Origin of the sequence: Pseudomonas psychrophila (assembly GCF_001043005.1) — a bacterium.
Lineage (GTDB): Bacteria > Pseudomonadota > Gammaproteobacteria > Pseudomonadales > Pseudomonadaceae > Aquipseudomonas > Aquipseudomonas psychrophila.
This window is the reverse complement of the sequence record NZ_JYKZ01000013.1, coordinates 35,542-56,210: the sequence shown is the minus strand read 5'-3', so window position 1 is coordinate 56,210 and position 20,669 is coordinate 35,542. Positions and strand designations below refer to the sequence as shown.

The following is a 20,669-nucleotide window of genomic DNA, read 5'->3' as shown; positions in this document are numbered from 1 at the left end:
AGCCCACGCTAGATGTCCCTCAGTCGTGTCACAGTCACCGCGGTGCGTAACCTGCACCCGGTGACCTTCTCCCCCTCTCCCCGCATCAATATCCTGTACGGCGCCAACGGCAGCGGAAAAACCAGCGTGCTGGAAGCCATCCACTTGCTGGGGCTGGCACGTTCGTTTCGCAGTGTGCGGCTCAATCCCGTGATCCAGCACGAGCAGCAAAGCTGTACGGTTTTTGGTCAGGTTGAATTGGCCGAAGGCGGGCACAGCGCGCTCGGTATCTCACGGGACCGGCAGGGGGAGTTCCAGATTCGTATCGACGGTCAAAATGCGCGCAGTGCAGCGCAGTTGGCTGAGATCCTGCCGTTGCAATTGATTAACCCTGATAGCTTCCGCCTGCTGGAAGGTGCCCCAAAGATCCGTAGGCAGTTTCTCGATTGGGGCGTGTTCCATGTCGAACCTCGCTTCATGTCGACCTGGCAGCGGCTACAGAAGGCCCTGCGGCAGCGGAACTCATGGCTGCGGCATGGTACACTCGACGCCGTTTCACAAGCGGCCTGGGACCGGGAACTGTGCCTGGCCAGTGCTGAAATTGATGAATACCGCCGCGCCTACATCAAAGCCTTGAAACCAGTCTTTGAGCAGACCTTGAGTGAGCTACTTGATCTCGAAGGGTTAACGCTGAGCTATTACCGTGGTTGGGACAAAGACCGGGAGTTGAGTGCAGTACTCGCTGCGTCTGTCCACCGGGACCAGCAAATGGGGCATACCCAGGCCGGACCACAACGTGCTGATTTGCGCCTTAAGCTGGGCGTGAATAACGCGGCAGATATCTTGTCGCGGGGGCAGCAGAAGTTGGTGGTTTGCGCGCTGCGTATCGCTCAAGGGCACTTGGTCAGCCAAGCCCGGCGTGGCCAATGTATTTATCTGGTAGATGACTTGCCCTCCGAACTGGATGAGCAGCATCGCAACGCACTGTGTCGCTTGTTGGAAGACTTACGCTGCCAGGTATTCATTACCTGTGTAGACCACGAATTATTGAGGGAAGGCTGGCAGACGGAAACGCCAGTTGCCCTGTTCCACGTGGAACAGGGCTGTATCACCCAGACCCACGACCATCGGGAGTGAAGGCATTGAGCGAAGAAAACACGTACGACTCAACGAGCATTAAAGTGCTGAAAGGCCTTGATGCCGTACGCAAACGTCCCGGTATGTACATTGGTGATACTGACGATGGCAGCGGTCTGCACCACATGGTGTTCGAAGTAGTCGACAACTCTATCGACGAAGCGCTGGCTGGCCATTGCGACGACATCACCATCACGATCCACCCGGACGAATCCATCACGGTGCGCGACAACGGCCGCGGTATTCCGGTGGATGTGCATAAAGAAGAAGGCGTCTCTGCAGCCGAGGTCATCATGACCGTACTGCACGCCGGCGGTAAGTTCGATGACAACTCCTACAAAGTATCCGGCGGATTGCACGGTGTAGGTGTTTCGGTGGTAAACGCCCTGTCCGAACTGCTGGTCCTGACGGTACGTCGCAGCGGCAAGATCTGGGAACAGACCTACGTCCACGGTGTTCCTCAGGCGCCGATGGCCATCGTTGGCGAGAGCGAAACCACCGGCACTCAGATCCATTTCAAACCGTCTGACCAGACGTTCAAGAATATCCACTTCAGCTGGGACATCCTGGCCAAGCGTATTCGTGAGCTGTCCTTCCTGAACTCCGGTGTGGGTATCGTCCTCAAGGACGAGCGCAGCGGCAAGGAAGAGTTGTTCAAGTACGAAGGTGGTCTGCGTGCATTCGTTGACTACCTGAACACCAACAAGACGCCGGTCAACCAGGTGTTCCACTTCAGTGTTCAGCGTGAAGACGGGATTGGCGTAGAAATCGCCTTGCAGTGGAACGACAGCTTCAACGAGAACCTGTTGTGCTTTACCAACAACATTCCGCAGCGTGATGGCGGTACGCACTTGGTGGGCTTCCGCTCTGCCCTGACGCGTAACCTCAATACCTACATTGAAGCTGAAGGCCTGGCCAAAAAACACAAAGTCGCCACCACCGGTGATGACGCTCGTGAAGGTTTGACCGCAATCATCTCGGTGAAAGTGCCGGATCCGAAGTTCAGCTCCCAGACCAAAGACAAGCTGGTTTCTTCCGAAGTGAAGACCGCTGTTGAACAGGAAATGGGCCGGTTCTTCTCCGACTTCCTGCTGGAAAACCCGAACGAAGCCAAGCTGATTGTCGGCAAGATGATCGACGCCGCCCGTGCCCGTGAGGCCGCGCGCAAAGCCCGTGAGATGACCCGTCGTAAAGGCGCGCTGGACATCGCAGGCTTGCCCGGCAAACTGGCCGACTGCCAGGAAAAAGACCCGGCGCTGTCCGAACTGTATCTCGTCGAAGGTGACTCTGCTGGCGGTTCCGCCAAGCAGGGTCGTAACCGTCGTACCCAGGCCATCCTGCCGTTGAAGGGTAAAATCCTCAACGTTGAGAAAGCCCGCTTCGACAAGATGATCTCTTCGCAAGAAGTAGGCACCTTGATCACCGCTCTGGGCTGTGGCATTGGCCGCGATGAGTACAACATCGACAAACTGCGCTATCACAACATCATCATCATGACCGATGCTGACGTCGACGGTTCGCACATCCGTACCCTGCTGTTGACCTTCTTCTTCCGTCAGTTGCCGGAGTTGATCGAGCGTGGCTATATCTATATCGCTCAGCCGCCGTTGTACAAAGTGAAAAAAGGCAAGCAAGAGCAATACATCAAAGACGACGAGGCCATGGAAGAGTACATGACCCAGTCGGCTCTTGAAGATGCCAGCCTGCACTTGAACGATGAAGCCCCTGGCATCTCGGGTGAGGCGCTGGAGCGCCTGGTGTACGACTTCCGCATGGTAATGAAGACCCTCAAGCGTTTGTCGCGCCTGTACCCTCAGGAGTTGACCGAGCACTTCATCTACCTGCCGGCCGTTACCCTTGAGCAGTTGGGCGACCACACTGCCATGCAAGAGTGGATGGCCAAGTATGAAGAGCGTTTGCGCCTGGTTGAAAAATCGGGTCTGGTCTACAAAGCCAGCTTGCGCGAAGACCGTGAGCGTAATGTCTGGTTGCCAGAGGTCGAATTGATCTCCCACGGCCACTCGACCTTTATCACGTTCAACCGCGACTTCTTCGGCAGCAACGACTACAAAACCGTAGTCACCCTGGGCGCTCAATTGAGCACTCTGCTGGACGAAGGCGCGTACATCCAGCGTGGTGAGCGCAAAAAAGCTGTCACGGAGTTCAAAGAAGCACTGGACTGGTTGATGGCCGAAAGCACCAAGCGTCACACCATCCAGCGCTACAAAGGTCTGGGTGAAATGAACCCGGATCAGCTCTGGGAAACCACGATGGACCCAAGCGTGCGCCGCATGCTGAAAGTCACCATCGAAGACGCGATCGGCGCCGATCAGATCTTCAACACCTTGATGGGCGACGCCGTAGAACCGCGCCGTGAGTTCATTGAGAACAACGCACTGGCAGTGTCCAATTTGGACTTCTGATGGTGGTGTAGTGCAGTCAAAAAAGGCCAACGCTTAGCGTTGGCCTTTTTTTGGTTTAAAAATTCTCTATGGCGCCAGCAAAACCCCCTGCTCTTCTTGGCACAACTCCAGCAAGAAATCCCAAACAACCCTCAACCTTACCGACTTGTGCAGCTCACGGCGGGTGCTGATCCAGTAGCTGCGTTGCACTGATTCCTCGGGCAATACACGCACCAGCTCCGGGTCGTTACTGGCCATGTAGTTGGGCAGTACGGCGATACCGAGCCCTGCTCGGGCCGCTTGTTGCTGGGCAATGACGCTTGTGCTGCGAAAGGTCACGGTCGGGGTGCGGCAAAAGTTGTTGAGAAACAGCAGCTCCTGGCTGAACAGCAGATCGTCGACGTAGCCGATCCAGTAGTGATTGGCCAGGTCATCACGGTTGTTCAAGGGCGGCGCCTTGTCGAGGTAAACGCGGCTGGCATAGAGCGCCAGGCGGTAGTCGGTGAGTTTGCGGGTTATCAACAGGTCAGCGTTGGGTCGATCCAGGTGGATGCTGATTTCTGCCTCGCGGTTGAGGATGCTGACAAAGCGTGGCACCGCCACCAGTTCCACTTCCAGCCCTGGGTAGCGTTCAAACAACCCGCGTAACCGCGACGTGATGAACATGATCCCTATTCCTTCAGTGACCCCCAGGCGGATCTTTCCCATGGGGGCGATGGCCTGGGTAATTTCCTCTTGCGCCAGCAATGCGACGTTTTCCATGGCTTCTGCGTGTTTGAGCAGCGCTTGGCCTGCGGGCGTCAGTTCGTAACCTTGTGCATGTTGCACAAACAGCGCCGCGCCCAGGTGCTGCTCGATGCTCTCGATATGCCGTGCGACAGTGCTGTGGGTCGTGTTCAGGCGTTTGGCGGCGGTGAGCAAGCGACCACTGCGTTGCAGCTCAAGAAAATATCGCATGTCATTCCAGTCGAACATGTCAGCCCCCAAGCACTATTGATATTGAGCTGTGCAAAAACGCACAAGCCATGGGTGAAATCACGCGTTTCAAACTCGAAATTAATCAATAGGATGGTGTAGGACAAGAACAATAAAGGCGAGGTGATCAATGCCATCAGCCAGTAAGGTGTACGACTACATCATTGTGGGCGCCGGACCTGCGGGTTCAGTGCTGGCCAATCGGCTGTCTGCCGATCCACGTCACAACGTGTTGCTACTCGAAGCGGGTGGGCAAGATAACTACCCGTGGATCCATATCCCCGTGGGTTACCTGTATTGCATCGGTAACCCACGCACCGACTGGTGTTTCAAAACCGAGGCGCAGATCGGCTTGCAAGGCCGTAGCCTGAGCTATCCGCGTGGCAAGGTGTTGGGCGGCAGTTCGTCGATCAACGGCATGATCTATATGCGTGGCCAAGCAGGTGATTACGACCGCTGGGCCGAGCAAGGCAATGCGGGCTGGTCCTGGAAAGACGTCCTGCCTCTGTTCAAGCGCAGTGAAAAACACTTTTCCGGCAACTCCGATCTGCATGGCAGCGATGGCGAATGGCGAGTGGAGCAACAGCGTTATACTTGGCCGATTCTCGATGCCTTTCGAAGCGCAGCCGCCGAAAGCGGAGTTGCCAGCGTCAGCGACTTCAACGGTGGTGATAACCAGGGCTGTGGATACTTTCAGGTTAATCAGAAGTCCGGTGTGCGCTGGAATGCCTCCAAGGCTTTTTTACGGCCGGTGCTTAAACGTCCGAACCTGACTGTTCTGACCGATGTTCAGGTCGATAAAGTGCTGCTTGAGAATGGCCGTGCGACGCAGGTCAGCGCACGCTGGCAAGGCACTGAACATGCCTTTGCGGCGAGTCGCGAGATTATCTTGTGTGCGGGCTCCATTGGCTCTCCGGGTATCTTGCAGCGCTCGGGTATTGGCCCACGGCCCCTGCTTGAAAGCCTGGGGATAACGGTGCTGCACGAATTACCCGGTGTTGGCGGCAATCTGCAGGACCACCTGCAATTGCGCCTGATATTCAAACTGACCAAGGCGCGCACCCTTAATCAGGTGGCCAACAGCCTATGGGGCAAGGTCGGCATGGGCCTGCGATATGCCTACGACCGCAGCGGCCCATTGGCCATGGCACCCAGTCAGTTAGGCGCGTTCGTAAAGTCCGATCCCGATCAACCCTCGGCCAACTTGCAGTATCACGTTCAACCGTTGTCCCTTGAGCGCTTTGGCGAGCCGCTGCACACCTTCCCCGCTTTCACGGCTTCAGTGTGCAACGTGCGGCCAAAGAGTCGTGGCCGGGTCGATATCCGCTCTGCCAATCCCGATGATGCGCCGCTGATTGATCCCAATTACCTGAGTCATCCTGACGATTTAAAGGTCGCAGCGGATGCGATTCGCCTGACCCGGCGCATCGTGGCCAGTGCTGCCTTGCAGGCGTTTACGCCAGAGGAGTACCTGCCTGGTAAGGACCTGCAAACCGAGCAAGAGCTGTACGAAGCTGCCGCCCGCATCGGTACGACTATTTTTCACCCTGTAGGCACTTGTCGCATGGGCCAGGACGCCGAAGCAGTGGTCGATGCTCAGTTGTGCGTCCATGGCGTATCGGGGTTGAGGGTGGCCGACGCTTCAATCATGCCTAACATCGTGTCGGGTAATACGTGTTCTCCGACCTTGATGATTGGCGAAAAAGCCGCGCAGTTAATCCTGCAGGCGTCGCTTGACTCACTGGAGCACGCAACAGACGTTAATCGCGCGGTAGCAACACCGGTCGCCTGAGTGCGATCGTGGTTTCGGGCGCAGTCATCCGGAACCGGCAGTGGACAAAAACAATAATCACTGTGGCCCAACAGGGCTGAGGACACTGAACATGTCAGACGCAATTGCAGAACAAGCGGCTCCCGCCAAGGGAACAACCGGTCGTGAAGAACGAAAGATCATATTTGCGTCATCCCTCGGGACGGTTTTCGAGTGGTATGACTTTTTCTTGTATGGCGCTTTGGCAACCGTGCTCAGCAAGCAGTTCTTTGCGGGTGTAAACGACACCACGGCGTTCATTTTTGCCTTGATGGCCTTCGCCGCCGGCTTTTTGGTCAGACCCTTCGGAGCACTGGTTTTTGGCCGATTAGGCGACATGATCGGGCGTAAATACACCTTCCTCATGACCATCATTCTGATGGGCTTATCGACCTTTGCCGTCGGCCTGTTACCGACCTACACCAGTATCGGCATTGCGGCCCCGATCATGCTCGTGTTGTTGCGCATGCTCCAAGGGCTGGCGCTGGGGGGTGAGTATGGCGGTGCGGCCACCTACGTGGCAGAGCACGCAGCTCCCGGCAAACGCGGCTTTAACACCAGCTGGATTCAATCCACCGCAACATTGGGCTTATTGCTGTCGCTGGTGGTTGTACTGAGCTGCCGTTACCTGACCGGTGATCAGTTTGAAGTGTGGGGCTGGCGCCTGCCGTTCCTGCTGTCCATCGTGCTGCTGGGCATCTCGACCTGGATTCGCATGAGCATGCACGAGTCGCCCGCTTTCGTGAAAATGAAAGCTGAAGGCAAAACCAGTAAATCGCCGATCCGCGAGTCGTTCGGTAAATGGGAAAACCTTAAAATTGTTCTGATTGCGCTGTTCGGCATCAACGCGGGCCAAGCGGTGACCTTCTATACCGCGCAGTTCTATGTGCTGTTCTTCCTCACGCAAATGCTCAGGATTGACCCGGCCCAGGCCAACATGTTGCTGATTATCAGCGTGATCATCGGTGCACCGTTCTTTATCTTCTTCGGATGGCTATCGGACAAGGTGGGGCGCAAGCCGATCCTGATGCTCGGCCTGTTGCTGGCCACAGTGCTGTACTTCCCACTGTTCAAAGCATTGAGCCACTACGCCAACCCGCAGATTGATACGGCCAGCCGTCAGTCACCGATTGTGGTGATGGCCGACCCGGCCACCTGCACCTTCCAGTTTGACCCGGTGGGCAAGGCTCGTTTTGACAGCCCGTGCGACAAGGTCAAAACCTTCCTTGTGAAACAAGGTTTGCCGTACACCTCGCAGTCGGTTGCAGCAGGCACCGAGGTACAGGTTTCGGTGGGCGAGAAGACAATCAGCGGTTTTGACGAAGCTGCCATGCGCGCGGCGGTCACTGAAGCGGGCTACCCGGCCAAGGCGGACCCGAGTTCGGTTAACCAGCCGATGGTCGTGCTGATCATGGTATTGCTGACCCTCATCGCCACCATGACCTATGGCCCGCTGGCTGCAGTGATGGTCGAACTGTTCCCGACCCGTATCCGCTACACCTCCATGTCTCTGCCCTACCACATTGGTAATGGCTGGTTTGGCGGATTTCTGCCAACGGTATCGTTTGCGCTGGTGGTCTTTACCGGGGATATCTTCTATGGGCTGTGGTATCCGGTGGTGATTACCGGGGTCAGCCTGGTGGTGGGTATGATCTTCCTCAAGGAAACCAGGAACGTGAACATCGACAAGGTTTAGCCCATCGCGAGCTAGCCCGCCCCCATAGAATTGATCGGTGGGAGCGGGACTTGTCCGCGATTTCACCACGGCGGTCAGTCAGATGTCAGACACAAAAAAACCGGCTGGAATAAGCCGGTTTTTTTATGCTCCGAGAAAAACTTATGCACGTTTTTCGACAAAAAGTCATAAATAGAAATAACGATTTAAATCATTAACTTACGACTGTTTTTTGGAAATTATCAAAATCTTGTGCACACCTTATCCACAATTTTACTGACCCACAGCGGCGGCGATTGGCGCAGCCACTGGAGGCAGTGAACCCATGTCTCGTTGAGCCTGTTCGTTCCAGGCTTGAACACGGTCGTTCAGCTCGGCGATCGCCCGTGGCCCAGTGCCGTTGGCGTACATCGGTTCGCCAATGACCAGCTCAATCGTACCGGGCTTTTTAGCCCAGCCGGTTTTAGGCCAGTACTTGCCAGCATTGTGGGCAATCGGCAGTACCGGTAACTCGGCGTTGACCGCCAGAGCCGTGCCGCCACGGGAAAACTTGCCCACCTGGCCAAACGGTACGCGGGTCCCTTCCGGAAAGATCAGCACCCAAATATTGTCCTTGAGCAGCTCATCACCTTTTTTGGCGATGTGCTTGAGCGCTGCTTTCGGGTTGTCACGGTCGATGGCAATCGGACGCAGCATCGCCATCGCCCAGCCAAAGAACGGTACATACAGAAGCTCGCGCTTGAGGACCTGGCTCAACGGCTGAAAGTAGGCCGAGAGGAAGAAGGTCTCCCAGGTACTTTGGTGGTTAGCCAGAATCACGCAAGGTCGTTGCGGGATGTTTTCAGCACCCGTCACGTTGACGTGAATGTTCAAAAACACTCGCGTCAGCCACAGAGCGCAGCGGCACCAGTACACATTAATAAACCGATAACGCGCACGGAACGGTAAAAAGGGGGCGACAAAAAAGCTCAGCGAGCACCACAGCAGAGAGCTGGTGCCCAGCAGCAGGTAAAAGAAGAAGGTTCTGATGGCCTGCAGGATCGACATAGCGACTTTTACCGATGCGGATAAAGCACGACTGAACAACCCAACACGTAAAGTGATGGGGCGTGTTCAAACCTGCTCTATTTGTGGATAAGTTCTGCGGCAACTGCCGCCAGATCGTCAAATATTAGGGTATTAACCGGTAGTTCTTTGGCCAAAGTTAGTAGGCCTTTTCCGGTTTTTACCAAAACGGGCTGAGAATCGACGGTTTGCGCAGCCTGCAAGTCACCCAAACTGTCACCGACAAACCAACATTGGGTCAAATCAGCGCCGTAATGCGCGGCAATCGTCTGCAGCATGCCCGGCTTGGGCTTGCGGCAAGCACAGCCTTCGTCGGGACCATGCGGGCAATAAACGATTAACCCGACCTCACCACCCTGCTGCGCCACCAACTCCCGTAAACGGGCGTGCATGGCGTCCAGCGTGGCGACATCGTAATAGCCGCGTGCAATGCCGGACTGGTTGGTCGCGATGGCGACTGTCCAGCCGGCCTTGCTCAACTGCGCAATGGCCTCGATCGAGCCGGGCAGTGGAATCCACTCCTCGACTGACTTGATGTAAGCGTCGGAGTCGACATTGATCACTCCATCCCGATCGAGAATCAGCAGTTTCAACGGTAACCCCTTAGCCCAGCAGTGAAATATCGGCGACGCCCAGGAACAGGCCGCGCAGACGCGCCAGCAATGCGTAGCGGTTAGCCCGCACGCTCGCGTCTTCAGCGTTGATCATCACCGCTTCGAAGAACGCATCCACCGGCTCGCGCAGGGAGGCCAGACGGGTCAGAGCTTCGTTGTACTGACGGGCAGCAGCCATTGGCTGTACCGCTTCGTCGGCCTTCTGGATGGCCGAGAACAACGAGAATTCACTGGCATTGTCGAAATAGCGGGCTTCAACATGAGTCGAAACCGTGCCTTCAACCTTGCTCAGCAGGTTCGATACACGCTTGTTCACGGCGGCCAGTGCAGCGGCTTCCGGCAATTGACGGAACGCCTGCACGGCTTGCACACGTTGATCGAAGTCCAGCGCCGATTTTGGATTCAGTGCACGCACCGACAGGTAAGTGGCTACATCCACGCCTTCGTCTTCATATCGCGCACGCAGGCGGTCGAAGATGAATTCCAGTACCTGCTCAGCCAAACCGGCCGATTTGATCTTGGCACCGAATGCGCTGACAGCGAAGTTCACCGCTTCAGTCAGATCGAGGTCGAGTTTCTTGTCGATCAGAATCCGCAAGATACCCAGGGCAGCACGACGCAGCGCGTACGGGTCTTTGCTGCCGGTCGGCAACATGCCGATGCCGAAAATCCCCACCAGGGTGTCGAGCTTGTCAGCGATGGCCACTGCAGCGCCGGTCAGGGTGCTTGGCAACTCAGCGCCAGCGCCACGGGGCATGTACTGCTCGTTCAACGCCAATGCAACGTCTTCTGGTTCGCCGTCGTTCAGCGCGTAGTAGTAACCGGCAATGCCTTGCATTTCCGGGAACTCACCGACCATTTCAGTGGCCAGGTCGCACTTGGACAGCAAGCCGGCACGGGCTGCGCGCGAAGCATCGCCGCCAATGCGCGGGGCAATGAATGCCGCCAGCTTGGAAACCCGTACAGCCTTGTCGTAAACGCTGCCCAGTTGAGCCTGGAACACCACGTTTTGAAGACGCAGGTTGAAGCTCTCGAGTGTCTGCTTCTTGTCTTGCTTGAAGAAGAACTCGGCGTCAGTCAGACGTGGACGAACCACTTTCTCGTTACCCGAGACGATCTGCTGCGGGTCTTTGCTCTCGATGTTGGCCACGGTAATAAAACGCGGCAGCAACTTGCCATCAACGTCCAGCAGGCAGAAATACTTCTGGTTGTCCTGCATGGTGGTGATCAGGGCTTCTTGCGGCACATCCAGGAAGCGCTCTTCAAACGAGCACACCAGTGGCACCGGCCATTCAACCAGCGCGGTCACTTCGTCGAGCAGGCTTGGCGGCACGATTGCAGTACCTTCCTGCATGGTCGCCAGCTCGGCTACACGCTTGGAAATCAGCTCACGACGCTCATTGAAGTCTGCCAGCACATAGGCTTTGCGCAGATCTTCGAGATAGTTGGCTGGCGCGGTGATGGTGACGTTTTCCGGATGGTGGAAACGATGTCCGCGGGAATCGCGACCCGATTTTTGCGCAAGGATCGTGCAGTCGATCACTTCATCGCCCAGCAGCATGACCAGCCATTGGGTTGGACGCACGAACTCGACCTTGCGTGCTCCCCAGCGCATGCGCTTGGGGATAGGCAGGTCGTTGAGCGAGTCTTCGACGATGGTTGGCAGCAGGCTGGCGGTCGGCTTGCCGACGATGACCTGGCTGAAGCGCAGTTTAGGACCGCTCTGATCAATTTCGCTCAGCTCAACGCCGCACTTCTTGGCGAAGCCGAGGGCTGCCTGAGTCGGGTTGCCTTCAGCATCGAAGGCTGCCTGACGGGGTGGGCCGTCGATGTTGATGCTGCGGTCCGGTTGCTGGGTTTCGAGCTGGGTCAACAGCACGGCCAGGCGACGCGGCGCGGCGTATACCTTTTTCGCGCTGAAGTTCAGACCTGCACCTTGCAAACCTTTTTCAATCCCGGCGAGAAACGCATCAGCCAGGGTATTGAGGGCTTTTGGCGGCAGTTCTTCAGTGCCCAGTTCAACCAGAAAATCTTGAGCACTCATTGTGCAGCCTCCAACTTAGCCAACACTTCATCACGCAAATCAGGTGGAGCCATCGGGAAGCCCAGCTTGGCGCGAGCTTCGAGATAGGCCTGAGCCACGGCACGGGCCAGGGTACGCACACGCAATATGTACTGCTGACGCGCGGTCACGGAAATGGCCCGGCGAGCATCCAGCAAGTTGAAGGTGTGGGACGCCTTGAGCACCATTTCGTAGCTTGGCAACGGCAGCGGCTGGTCCAGCTCGATCAGGCGCTTGGCTTCGCTTTCATAGAAATCGAACAGCTCAAACAGCTTGTCGACGTTGGCGTGTTCGAAGTTGTAGGTCGATTGCTCGACTTCGTTTTGATGGAACACGTCGCCGTAGGTCACTTTACCGAACGGGCCGTCAGTCCAAACCAGGTCATAGACGGAATCCACGCCCTGCAGGTACATCGCCAGGCGCTCAAGGCCGTAGGTGATTTCGCCAGTTACCGGGTAGCACTCAATACCGCCTACTTGCTGGAAGTAGGTGAACTGGGTGACTTCCATACCGTTCAGCCAGATTTCCCAGCCCAGACCCCAGGCGCCCAGTGTTGGCGATTCCCAGTTGTCTTCGACGAAACGAATGTCGTGTACCAGAGGGTCCAGGCCGATATGTTTCAGCGAGCCCAGGTACAGCTCCTGGAAATTTGGCGGATTAGGCTTGAGTACCACCTGAAACTGGTAGTAGTGCTGCAAACGGTTCGGGTTTTCGCCGTAGCGGCCGTCAGTCGGGCGACGACTGGGCTGCACATAAGCGGCGTTCCAGGTTTCCGGGCCCAGAGAGCGCAGAAACGTGGCGGTATGGAATGTGCCGGCGCCCACTTCCATATCGTAGGGCTGAAGCACCACACAACCTTGCTCGGCCCAGTATTGCTGGAGGGCGAGGATCAAGTCTTGGAAGGTACGCACTGCTGGCGTAGGCTGGCTCACAAATTCACCTGTTTCTTGGGCTGCGATTTAAAGAGCGGGAGTATACCCGATTCGGTCGCGCCTCCACCCTTTGGAGCCTATATGGCACGTTGTTTCTGGTGTTCAGAAGACCCGCTGTATGTGGCGTATCACGATCAAGAGTGGGGCGTGCCGTTGCGCGACGCGCATGGGCTGTTCGAGTTGTTATTGCTCGAAGGGTTCCAGGCGGGTTTGTCCTGGATCACGGTTTTAAAGAAGCGCGAGCATTATCGCAAGGTCATGTTCGGCTTCGATGTGCAACGTTTGGCGATCATGAGCGACGCAGAAATAGAAACATTGCTGCAAGATCCGGGGATCATCCGCAACCGTCTCAAGGTGGCTGGCGCACGGCGCAATGCCCAGGCCTGGCTGGCGCTGGAGGACCCGGTGGCGTTCTTGTGGTCGTTCGTGGGGGGCAAGCCGAAGATCAACCACTTCACTGAACGCCATGAATTCCCGGCGGTTACGCCGCAGGCTGAGGCCATGAGCAAAGCCCTGAAAAAAGCCGGGTTTACGTTCGTCGGCCCGACCATCTGCTACGCCTTTATGCAGGCCAGCGGCATGGTCATGGACCACGCCACCTATTGCGACCGTTACGCCGAACTGGCAAACGGCGGTTAGAATGCTGGCCTATTGCATTAAATCCTGTAGTCGCTGCCGAAGGCTGCGATAAGGTCCGAAGGACCTTCAACAATGGGGCTGCTGCGCAACCCATCGCAGCCTCGTACCTCGTCAGCGACTACAAAGCCGTTTTGTTTTGAATGGGAAAACCCTGTGGAAAAGTTTAAAGGCGCCTTGCTGGTCGGGGCTTTGCGATTGTTTGCCATGCTCCCGTGGGGCGCGGTGCAGCGCGTGGGATCGGCCATCGGCTGGTTGATGTGGAAACTGCCCAATCGATCGCGCGATGTCGTGCGTATCAACCTGGCCAAGTGCTTCCCCGAGATGGACCCGGTCGCCCGCGAGCAACTGGTGGGCCAAAGCCTCAAGGACATTGGCAAAAGCCTGACCGAGAGCGCGTGTGCCTGGATCTGGCCAGCCCAGCGCTCCATTGATCTGGTGCGGGAAGTCGAAGGCCTGGACGTCCTTAAGGATGCTTTGGCCTCGGGCAAGGGCGTAGTCGGCATCACCAGCCACCTGGGCAACTGGGAAGTGCTCAACCACTTCTATTGCAGCCAGTGCAAACCGATCATTTTTTATCGCCCGCCCAAGCTCAAGGCCGTCGACGAGTTGTTGCAAAAACAACGGGTGCAGTTGGGCAACCGCGTGGCCGCATCGACCAAAGAAGGCATATTGAGTGTCATCAAGGAAGTGCGCAAAGGCGGTCAGGTCGGTATTCCGGCCGACCCGGAGCCCGCAGAATCCGCCGGTATCTTTGTGCCATTTCTGGGCACCATGGCACTGACCAGCAAGTTTGTCCCCAACATGCTGGCGGGCGGCAAGGCAGTTGGCGTGTTTCTGCACGCACTGCGCCTGCCGGATGGCTCGGGTTTCAAAGTGATTCTGGAAGCGGCGCCCGAAGAGATGTACAGCACCGACACAGCAACCTCGTGCGCGGCCATGAGCAAGGTGGTCGAGAAATATGTGCGGGCGTACCCGAGCCAGTACATGTGGAGCATGAAACGCTTTAAAAAACGTCCGCCGGGTGAGGCGCGCTGGTACTGAAACGGATGAAAAACCTTGTGGGAGCGAGCCTGCTCGCGAAGGTCTTATGAGCGCCGCGAGTATTTAACGATATTCGCGAGCAAGCCCGCTCCCACATTAGATCTGCAGTGTCATGAGGCTTTATCCAGCTTCTTCAAAAACACAGTCATTTCTTTCTCGGCCTGTTTGTCGCCATGGGCCTGGGCTGCTGCAATCCCCTGCTCCCACGCCGTACGCGCGGCAACACGATCACCGGCTGCCAACTGCGCCTTGCCCAGCAGCTTCCAGGCGGCCGAATACGTGGGGTCAAACGCCACACAACGTTGCAGGTGCTCCGCCGCCTTGAGGTTATCCCCAAGGTCGAGATAACCCTTGCCCAGGCCAAAGCGCAGCAATGAGTTATCCACACCCTTGCCCAGCATTTTTTCCAGTGATTCCAGCATCCCTGACTCCTTAGAAAAAACTCAAGCCCACGTGGAACAGCTTCTCTACGTCGCGAATATGCTTTTTATCCACAAGGAACAAGATCACGTGGTCGCCGGCATTGATCACAGTAGAGTCGTGGGCAATCAGTACTTCTTCGTCGCGAATAATCGCGCCAATTGTCGTGCCCGGTGGCAGATTGATTTCGCCGATGCTGCGCCCAATCACCTTGCTCGACCTGGAGTCACCGTGGGCAATCGCCTCGATCGCCTCGGCCGCTCCCCGGCGCAATGAGTGCACGCTGACGATATCGCCACGGCGCACGTGGGCCAGCAAGGTACCGATGGTGGCCAACTGCGGGCTGATAGCGATATCGATTTCGCCACCCTGGATCAGATCCACGTAGGCCGGGTTGTTAATGATGGTCATCACCTTCTTTGCACCCAGACGCTTGGCCAGCAACGAGGACATGATATTGGCCTCGTCATCGTTGGTCAGGGCCAAAAATACGTCGGCGTCCGCAATGTTCTCTTCGAGCATCAAGTCGCGGTCTGAAGCGCTGCCCTGCAGCACCACAGTGCTGTCGAGGGTGTCGGACAAATAGCGGCAACGTGCCGGATTCATCTCGATGATCTTGACCTGATAACGGCTTTCAATCGCCTCGGCCAAACGCTCACCGATTTGTCCGCCTCCGGCGATCACAATGCGTTTGTAGCTTTCGTCGAGACGGCGCATTTCGCTCATTACTGCGCGAATGTTGGCCTTGGCGGCGATGAAGAAGACCTCATCGTCAGCCTCAATGACCGTATCGCCACGGGGAGTGATCGGTCGATCACGTCGGAAAATCGCCGCTACTCGCGTATCCACATTCGGCATGTGCTCGCGTAGCTGGCGTAATTGCTGACCAATCAATGGGCCGCCGTAGTACGCCTTGACCGCCACCAGTTGCGCCTTGCCTTCAGCAAAGTCGATAACCTGCAAGGCACCGGGGTGCTCGATCAGGCGCTTGATGTAATTGGTTACTACCTGCTCAGGGCTGATCAATACGTCGACCGGGATGGCGTCGTTATCGAACAACTCCTGGCCGCGTGTCAGATAAGCCGCCTCGCGTACCCGGGCGATTTTGGTCGGGGTATGAAACAGCGTGTAGGCCACCTGGCACGCGACCATATTGGTCTCGTCGCTGTTGGTGACCGCCACCAGCATGTCGGCGTCATCCGCCCCTGCCTGACGCAGCACGTTGGGCAACGAGGCTCGGCCTTGCACGGTCCGAATATCGAGCCGATCACCGAGGTCGCGCAGGCGCTCACCATCGGTGTCGACCACGGTGATGTCATTGGCTTCGCTGGCCAAATGTTCTGCCAGCGTACCGCCGACCTGGCCTGCGCCGAGGATGATGATTTTCATGCCTGCAATCCCTAATCAGTTAGCCGCGAGCGGCAGCGATTTTGATCAATTTGGCGTAGTAGAAGCCGTCATGCCCGCCCTCTTGCGCCAGCAACTGGCGGCCGTGGGGTTGCTTGATGCCGAACTGCCCGGCGATATCCAGCTCTCGGGCACCCGGGGTACGGGCGAGAAAGGCTTCGATCACGTCGGTGTTTTCAGTCGGCAATGTCGAGCACGTGGCATAGAGCAAGATGCCACCGACTTCCAGCGTTGGCCACATCGCGTCCAGCAGTTCGCCTTGCAAGGTCGCGAGTGCGGCAATGTCGTCCGGTTGGCGGGTCAGCTTGATGTCCGGGTGACGGCGGATAACGCCGGTCGCCGAGCACGGCGCATCGAGCAGGATGCGCTGGAACGGCTTGCCGTCCCACCAAGTGGCGGTGTCGCGGCCATCGGCAGCAATCAGCTCGGCGCTCAGCCCCAGACGCTCAAGGTTCTCGCGCACACGCACCAGACGCTTGGCTTCGAGATCGACCGCCACCACGCCCGCCAGTGCAGGTTCGACTTCCAGGATGTGACAGGTTTTGCCGCCCGGCGCGCAGCAGGCGTCAAGTACGCGCTGGCCCGGCGCCAGGTCCAGCAGGTCAGCGGCCAGTTGCGCAGCTTCGTCCTGCACGCTGATCCAGCCCTCGGCAAAGCCTGGCAGGTTGCGCACATCGCACGCTTGGGCCAGTACGATCCCGTCCTGGCTGTAGACGCACGGTTGGGCTTCGATACCGGCTTCGACCAGCAGTTGCAGATACGCATCGCGGCTGTGATGACGGCGGTTAACCCGAAGAATCATCGGCGGATGGGCGTTGTTGGCCGCGCAAATGGCTTCCCATTGCTCAGGCCAAAAGGCCTTCAGGGATTTTTGCAGCCAGCGTGGGTGGGCGGTACGCACCACCGGATCATGCTCAAGTTCGGCCAACAAGGCTCCGCTCTCGCGCTGGGCGTTGCGCAGTACGGCGTTAAGCAGGGCTTTGGCCCATGGTTTTTTCAGCTTGTCGGCGCAGCCTACGGTTTCGCCGATGGCAGCGTGGGCTGGAATACGGGTGTAGAGCAGTTGATATAAACCCACCAACAGCAGCGCTTCAACATCGGCGTCGGCGGCCTTGAACGGCTTTTGCAGCAATTTGTTGGCCAGCGCCGACAAGCGCGGCTGCCAGCGCGCGGTTCCGAATGCCAGGTCCTGAGTCAGGCCGCGATCGCGAACCTCTACCTTGTCCAGTTGCAGCGGCAAGGAGCTGTTGAGCGATGCTTTGCCGTTCAACACTGCTGTCAGTGCCTTGGCAGCGGCCAGACGAGGGTTCATTGCGCGTTTTCCGTTTGACCGAGGGTGATGCCGACAGCGAATTTCTCACGGCGACTGTTGAAAAAATCACTGAAGTTCAGCGCTTTGCCGCCAGGTAATTGCAGGCGTGTCAGGCACAGCGCGCCTTCACCGCAGCCGACGATCAGGCCGTCTTTGCTCGCCGCAATAATTTGCCCTGGCGCGCCTGTGGCGTCAGCAACCGTCGCGGCCAGCACTTTAAGGGCTTCGCCACTGAGCGTGCTGTGGCAAATTGGCCAAGGGTTGAAGGCGCGAATCAGACGCTCCAGCTCAACAGCCGGGCGGTTCCAGTCGATGCGTGCTTCGTCTTTATTGAGCTTGTGAGCGTAGGTCGCCAGGGTATCGTCCTGCACTTCGCCTTGCAGCGTGCCCGCGGCCAGGCCTGCAATGGCCTGGATGACGGCCGGTGGGCCCAGCTCTGCAAGACGGTCGTGCAGGCTCCCGCCGGTGTCGTCGGCAGTGATCGGGGTGACAGACTTGAGCAGCATGGGGCCGGTGTCCAGACCCGCCTCCATGCGCATCACGGTCACACCGCTTTCACTGTCGCCCGCTTCGATGGCGCGCTGAATCGGCGCCGCCCCACGCCAGCGTGGCAACAGGGACGCGTGGCTGTTAATGCAGCCCAGACGCGGAATATCCAGCACCACTTGAGGCAGGATCAGCCCGTATGCCACCACCACCAGCAAGTCCGGCTTGAGCGCGGCCATTTCGGCTTGAGCTTCTGGGGCGCGCAGGGTTGGCGGCTGCATGACCGGGATGTTGTGCTCCAGGGCAAGCTGCTTGACCGGGCTTGGCATCAGCTTTTGCCCACGCCCGGCCGGGCGATCCGGTTGGGTGTAAACCGCGACGATCTCGTAAGGGGTGCTCAGCAACGCCTTGAGGTGTTCAGCAGCGAATTCTGGGGTGCCAGCAAAGACGATGCGCAGTGGCTCAGTCATGGATTACTCACTTGGAATAGGGGGCGCGGGAACAAGCGGCATTGAGCCCGCGAAGGTCAGGCTGACTCATTTCTAATGTGGGAGCGGGCTTGCTCGCGATGACAGCAACTCGATCTCTGTGAAAATCGCGTCGCCTTAATCGCGAGCAAGCCCGCTCCCACATCGGATCTCTGCATATACGAGAGTGTTGTCCGGGATAGGTCCGCTCGGGGTCGATCAAGCGTTCTGGCGGTGCAGTTTTTCCAGCTTCTTCTTGATCCGGTCACGCTTGAGCGTAGACAGGTAATCGACGAACAGCTTGCCGTTGAGGTGGTCGCACTCGTGCTGAATGCACACGGCCAGCAGGCCTTCGGCAATCATTTCGAAAGGCTTGCCGTCACGGTCCAGCGCTTTGATCTTGACGCGCTGCGGGCGATCAACGTTTTCGTAGTAACCCGGTACCGAGAGGCAGCCTTCCTGATACTGGCCCATCTCGTCGGACAGGATTTCGAACTCAGGGTTGATAAACACCATGGGTTCGCTGCGGTCTTCGCTCAGATCCATGACCACGATGCGTTTGTGCACGTTGATCTGGGTAGCCGCCAGACCGATACCCGGCGCCTCGTACATGGTTTCAAACATGTCATCGATCAACTGACGGACTTCGTCGTCCACAACCGCCACGGGTTTGGCGATGGTACGCAGACGCGAGTCTGGGAATTCGAGGATGTTCAAAATAGCCATAAGTTTGATTGGTGCACTGTGTGAAAGATTCAAAAACGGTTGTCAGGTGGGTCCTGTGGACTCGAGCAACCTGTGCAAAACGTCTCCTTCAGAGAGAACCCGCTCGGGCTCTGGCGTTTCACGCGAGCGCACATAATAAAGGGATTCACCCGCGGATGAAACGACTAGCTGCCGGGCTGCACGCACAGCTGGGCGGTGCATGTCTCAATTTGAAACCTGTGTGATCAGCCTCTTGGCGGCGTTCAACTAATGTTGGGTTTCCACGCACGATTTCAATCCTGAACCGGGTGCTCAATCCTGCCGTTTCCATAGTTTGCTAAACAACTTGTCAACAGACTTATCCACAGCTTGTGCCTTATGTCCAGATGGAATAACCGATCAAGGATGATCCCATGTCGCTGTCAGAAATATCCCCAGCAGAGCTCGAAGCCCGTTTGCGTTTGCACCGCCTGCCCGAGGTTGGGCCACGGCGTTACTACACCCTTTTTAGCGCCTTCGGTTCGGCCAGTTCGGCGCTCAGTGCGCCTGCCAGTGCCTGGCAGGCATTGGGACTGCCCACAGCCTGTGCCCAAGCGCGGCGCAGCCCGCAAGTTCGTGACGGTGCCAGCGCTGCATTGCGCTGGCTTGAGCGCTCCAGCCACCATGTGCTGCTTCATGATCAGGCCGATTACCCTGCGTTATTGAGTGAACTGAGTGATGCGCCACCCCTGTTATTCGTGGCCGGAGATCCTACTATTCTGGAAAAACCGCAGCTGGCGATGGTCGGTAGCCGGCGTGCTTCACGGCCGGGTCTGGACACCACCGCAGCCTTTTCTCGCAGCCTTGCCGCAGCTGGTTTTGTGATTACCAGCGGGCTGGCGCTGGGGGTAGACGGCGCCGCACATCAAGCGGCGCTGGAGGTTGGCGGACAGACGGTGGGTGTATTGGGCACGGGGTTGCAAAAACTTTATCCACAGCGCCATCGCGCCTTGGCAGACGCAATGATTGCCAGCGGCAGCGCGGTGGTTTCGGAGTTCCCTCTGGACGCCGGACCACTACCGGCCAATTTCCCGCGGCGCAACCGCATCATCAGTGGTTTATCCCTTGGCGTGCTGGTGGTCGAGGCCAGTGTGGCCAGCGGCTCGCTGATCACTGCTCGTCTGGCGGCCGAACAAGGTCGCGAGGTGTACGCCATGCCCGGTTCAATCCACCACCCGGGGGCACGGGGTTGTCATCAGTTGATCCGCGATGGCGCCACCTTGGTCGAAACCGTCGAACATATTCTGGAAGGCCTGCGGGGCTGGCGCTCAATGTCGCTATCTACTACAGATTTGTTTACACCAAGCTGTCATCCACTGGTGCAATTGTTGCAGGCAGCGCCTCAAACCAGCGAAGCGCTGGTTAATGCCAGTGGCTGGGATTTACCCCGGTTGCTGGCTGCTATGACCGAACTTGAACTGGCAGGGCATGTGGTGCTGGAGGGCGGGCGTTGGTTTGCGCGCCCCAGCTAAGTACACTGCGCGCAGCACATATCTGGAGAC

General features: G+C 57.6%; 17 protein-coding genes. 7 read left to right on the top strand and 10 right to left on the bottom strand.

Annotated elements, in window-relative coordinates; translation table 11 throughout:
* The first annotated feature begins 12 nt into the window (after window positions 1-12).
* Both recF and gyrB read left to right on the top strand, forming a co-directional pair.
* On the top strand, window positions 13-1,116 hold the full coding sequence (recF, locus tag TU76_RS20990; protein ID WP_046809505.1) for a DNA replication/repair protein RecF: 1,104 nt from the start codon (window positions 13-15) through the stop codon (window positions 1,114-1,116).
* A gap of 5 nt (window positions 1,117-1,121) precedes the next feature.
* The gene (gyrB, locus tag TU76_RS20985; RefSeq protein WP_019828641.1) at window positions 1,122-3,539 is read left to right on the top strand and encodes a DNA topoisomerase (ATP-hydrolyzing) subunit B; all 2,418 of its coding nucleotides are present in this window, start codon (window positions 1,122-1,124) and stop codon (window positions 3,537-3,539) included.
* 66 nt (window positions 3,540-3,605) lie between these two features.
* On the opposite strand, the gene TU76_RS20980 is transcribed toward gyrB, so the two are convergent.
* The gene (locus TU76_RS20980) at window positions 3,606-4,493 is read right to left on the bottom strand and encodes a LysR family transcriptional regulator (protein WP_019828640.1); all 888 of its coding nucleotides are present in this window, start codon (window positions 4,491-4,493) and stop codon (window positions 3,606-3,608) included.
* A 130-nt stretch (window positions 4,494-4,623) separates the two neighbouring features.
* Between TU76_RS20980 and TU76_RS20975 the strand changes: the two genes are divergently transcribed.
* Window positions 4,624-6,285 carry a GMC family oxidoreductase gene (locus tag TU76_RS20975; protein ID WP_019828639.1) on the top strand — a complete coding sequence of 554 codons (1,662 nt, stop codon included), beginning with the start codon at window positions 4,624-4,626 and terminating at the stop codon, window positions 6,283-6,285.
* 91 nt (window positions 6,286-6,376) lie between these two features.
* A complete protein-coding gene (locus TU76_RS20970; RefSeq protein WP_019828638.1) occupies window positions 6,377-7,999 on the top strand; it encodes an MFS transporter in 1,623 nt (540 codons plus the stop codon).
* Window positions 8,000-8,251: 252 nt separating this feature from the next.
* On the opposite strand, the gene TU76_RS20965 is transcribed toward TU76_RS20970, so the two are convergent.
* From TU76_RS20965 to glyQ, 4 genes are all read right to left on the bottom strand, one after another.
* Window positions 8,252-9,025: a lysophospholipid acyltransferase family protein gene (locus TU76_RS20965; protein WP_019828637.1), complete on the bottom strand. Its 774-nt coding sequence runs from the start codon at window positions 9,023-9,025 to the stop codon at window positions 8,252-8,254.
* Window positions 9,026-9,102: 77 nt separating this feature from the next.
* On the bottom strand, window positions 9,103-9,636 hold the full coding sequence (gmhB, locus tag TU76_RS20960; protein ID WP_046809506.1) for a D-glycero-beta-D-manno-heptose 1,7-bisphosphate 7-phosphatase: 534 nt from the start codon (window positions 9,634-9,636) through the stop codon (window positions 9,103-9,105).
* Between the two features lie 10 nt (window positions 9,637-9,646).
* Complete coding sequence (gene glyS / locus TU76_RS20955) at window positions 9,647-11,701, bottom strand: glycine--tRNA ligase subunit beta (RefSeq protein ID WP_046809507.1); 2,055 nt, start codon at window positions 11,699-11,701, stop codon at window positions 9,647-9,649.
* Window positions 11,698-12,651, bottom strand: coding sequence for a glycine--tRNA ligase subunit alpha (gene glyQ / locus TU76_RS20950; RefSeq protein ID WP_019828634.1), 954 nt, complete (start codon window positions 12,649-12,651; stop codon window positions 11,698-11,700). Before glyQ ends, glyS begins: the two co-directional genes overlap by 4 nt.
* An 81-nt stretch (window positions 12,652-12,732) precedes the next feature.
* Here glyQ and TU76_RS20945 point away from each other — a divergent pair, with 81 nt between their 5' ends.
* Window positions 12,733-13,290 (top strand): DNA-3-methyladenine glycosylase I, encoded by a 558-nt coding sequence (locus TU76_RS20945; RefSeq protein ID WP_019828633.1) that lies wholly within the window; start codon window positions 12,733-12,735, stop codon window positions 13,288-13,290.
* Window positions 13,291-13,443: 153 nt separating this feature from the next.
* Window positions 13,444-14,331, top strand: coding sequence for a lysophospholipid acyltransferase (locus TU76_RS20940; RefSeq protein ID WP_016782851.1), 888 nt, complete (start codon window positions 13,444-13,446; stop codon window positions 14,329-14,331).
* 110 nt (window positions 14,332-14,441) lie between these two features.
* Here TU76_RS20940 and TU76_RS20935 read toward each other — a convergent pair whose 3' ends face one another.
* From TU76_RS20935 to def, 5 genes are all read right to left on the bottom strand, one after another.
* Window positions 14,442-14,753: a tetratricopeptide repeat protein gene (locus tag TU76_RS20935; RefSeq protein WP_019828632.1), complete on the bottom strand. Its 312-nt coding sequence runs from the start codon at window positions 14,751-14,753 to the stop codon at window positions 14,442-14,444.
* A 10-nt stretch (window positions 14,754-14,763) separates the two neighbouring features.
* Entirely contained in the window at window positions 14,764-16,140 is a 1,377-nt protein-coding gene (gene trkA, locus TU76_RS20930) for a Trk system potassium transporter TrkA (protein WP_019828631.1), read from the bottom strand.
* Between the two features lie 19 nt (window positions 16,141-16,159).
* Entirely contained in the window at window positions 16,160-17,470 is a 1,311-nt protein-coding gene (gene rsmB, locus TU76_RS20925) for a 16S rRNA (cytosine(967)-C(5))-methyltransferase RsmB (RefSeq protein WP_048352448.1), read from the bottom strand.
* Window positions 17,467-18,426: a methionyl-tRNA formyltransferase gene (gene fmt, locus TU76_RS20920; RefSeq protein WP_046809510.1), complete on the bottom strand. Its 960-nt coding sequence runs from the start codon at window positions 18,424-18,426 to the stop codon at window positions 17,467-17,469. Before fmt ends, rsmB begins: the two co-directional genes overlap by 4 nt.
* Before the next feature lie 216 nt (window positions 18,427-18,642).
* The gene (def, locus tag TU76_RS20915) at window positions 18,643-19,149 is read right to left on the bottom strand and encodes a peptide deformylase (RefSeq protein WP_019828628.1); all 507 of its coding nucleotides are present in this window, start codon (window positions 19,147-19,149) and stop codon (window positions 18,643-18,645) included.
* Window positions 19,150-19,541: 392 nt separating this feature from the next.
* Here def and dprA point away from each other — a divergent pair, with 392 nt between their 5' ends.
* The gene (gene dprA / locus TU76_RS20910) at window positions 19,542-20,639 is read left to right on the top strand and encodes a DNA-processing protein DprA (RefSeq protein WP_019828627.1); all 1,098 of its coding nucleotides are present in this window, start codon (window positions 19,542-19,544) and stop codon (window positions 20,637-20,639) included.
* Window positions 20,640-20,669 lie beyond the last annotated feature (30 nt).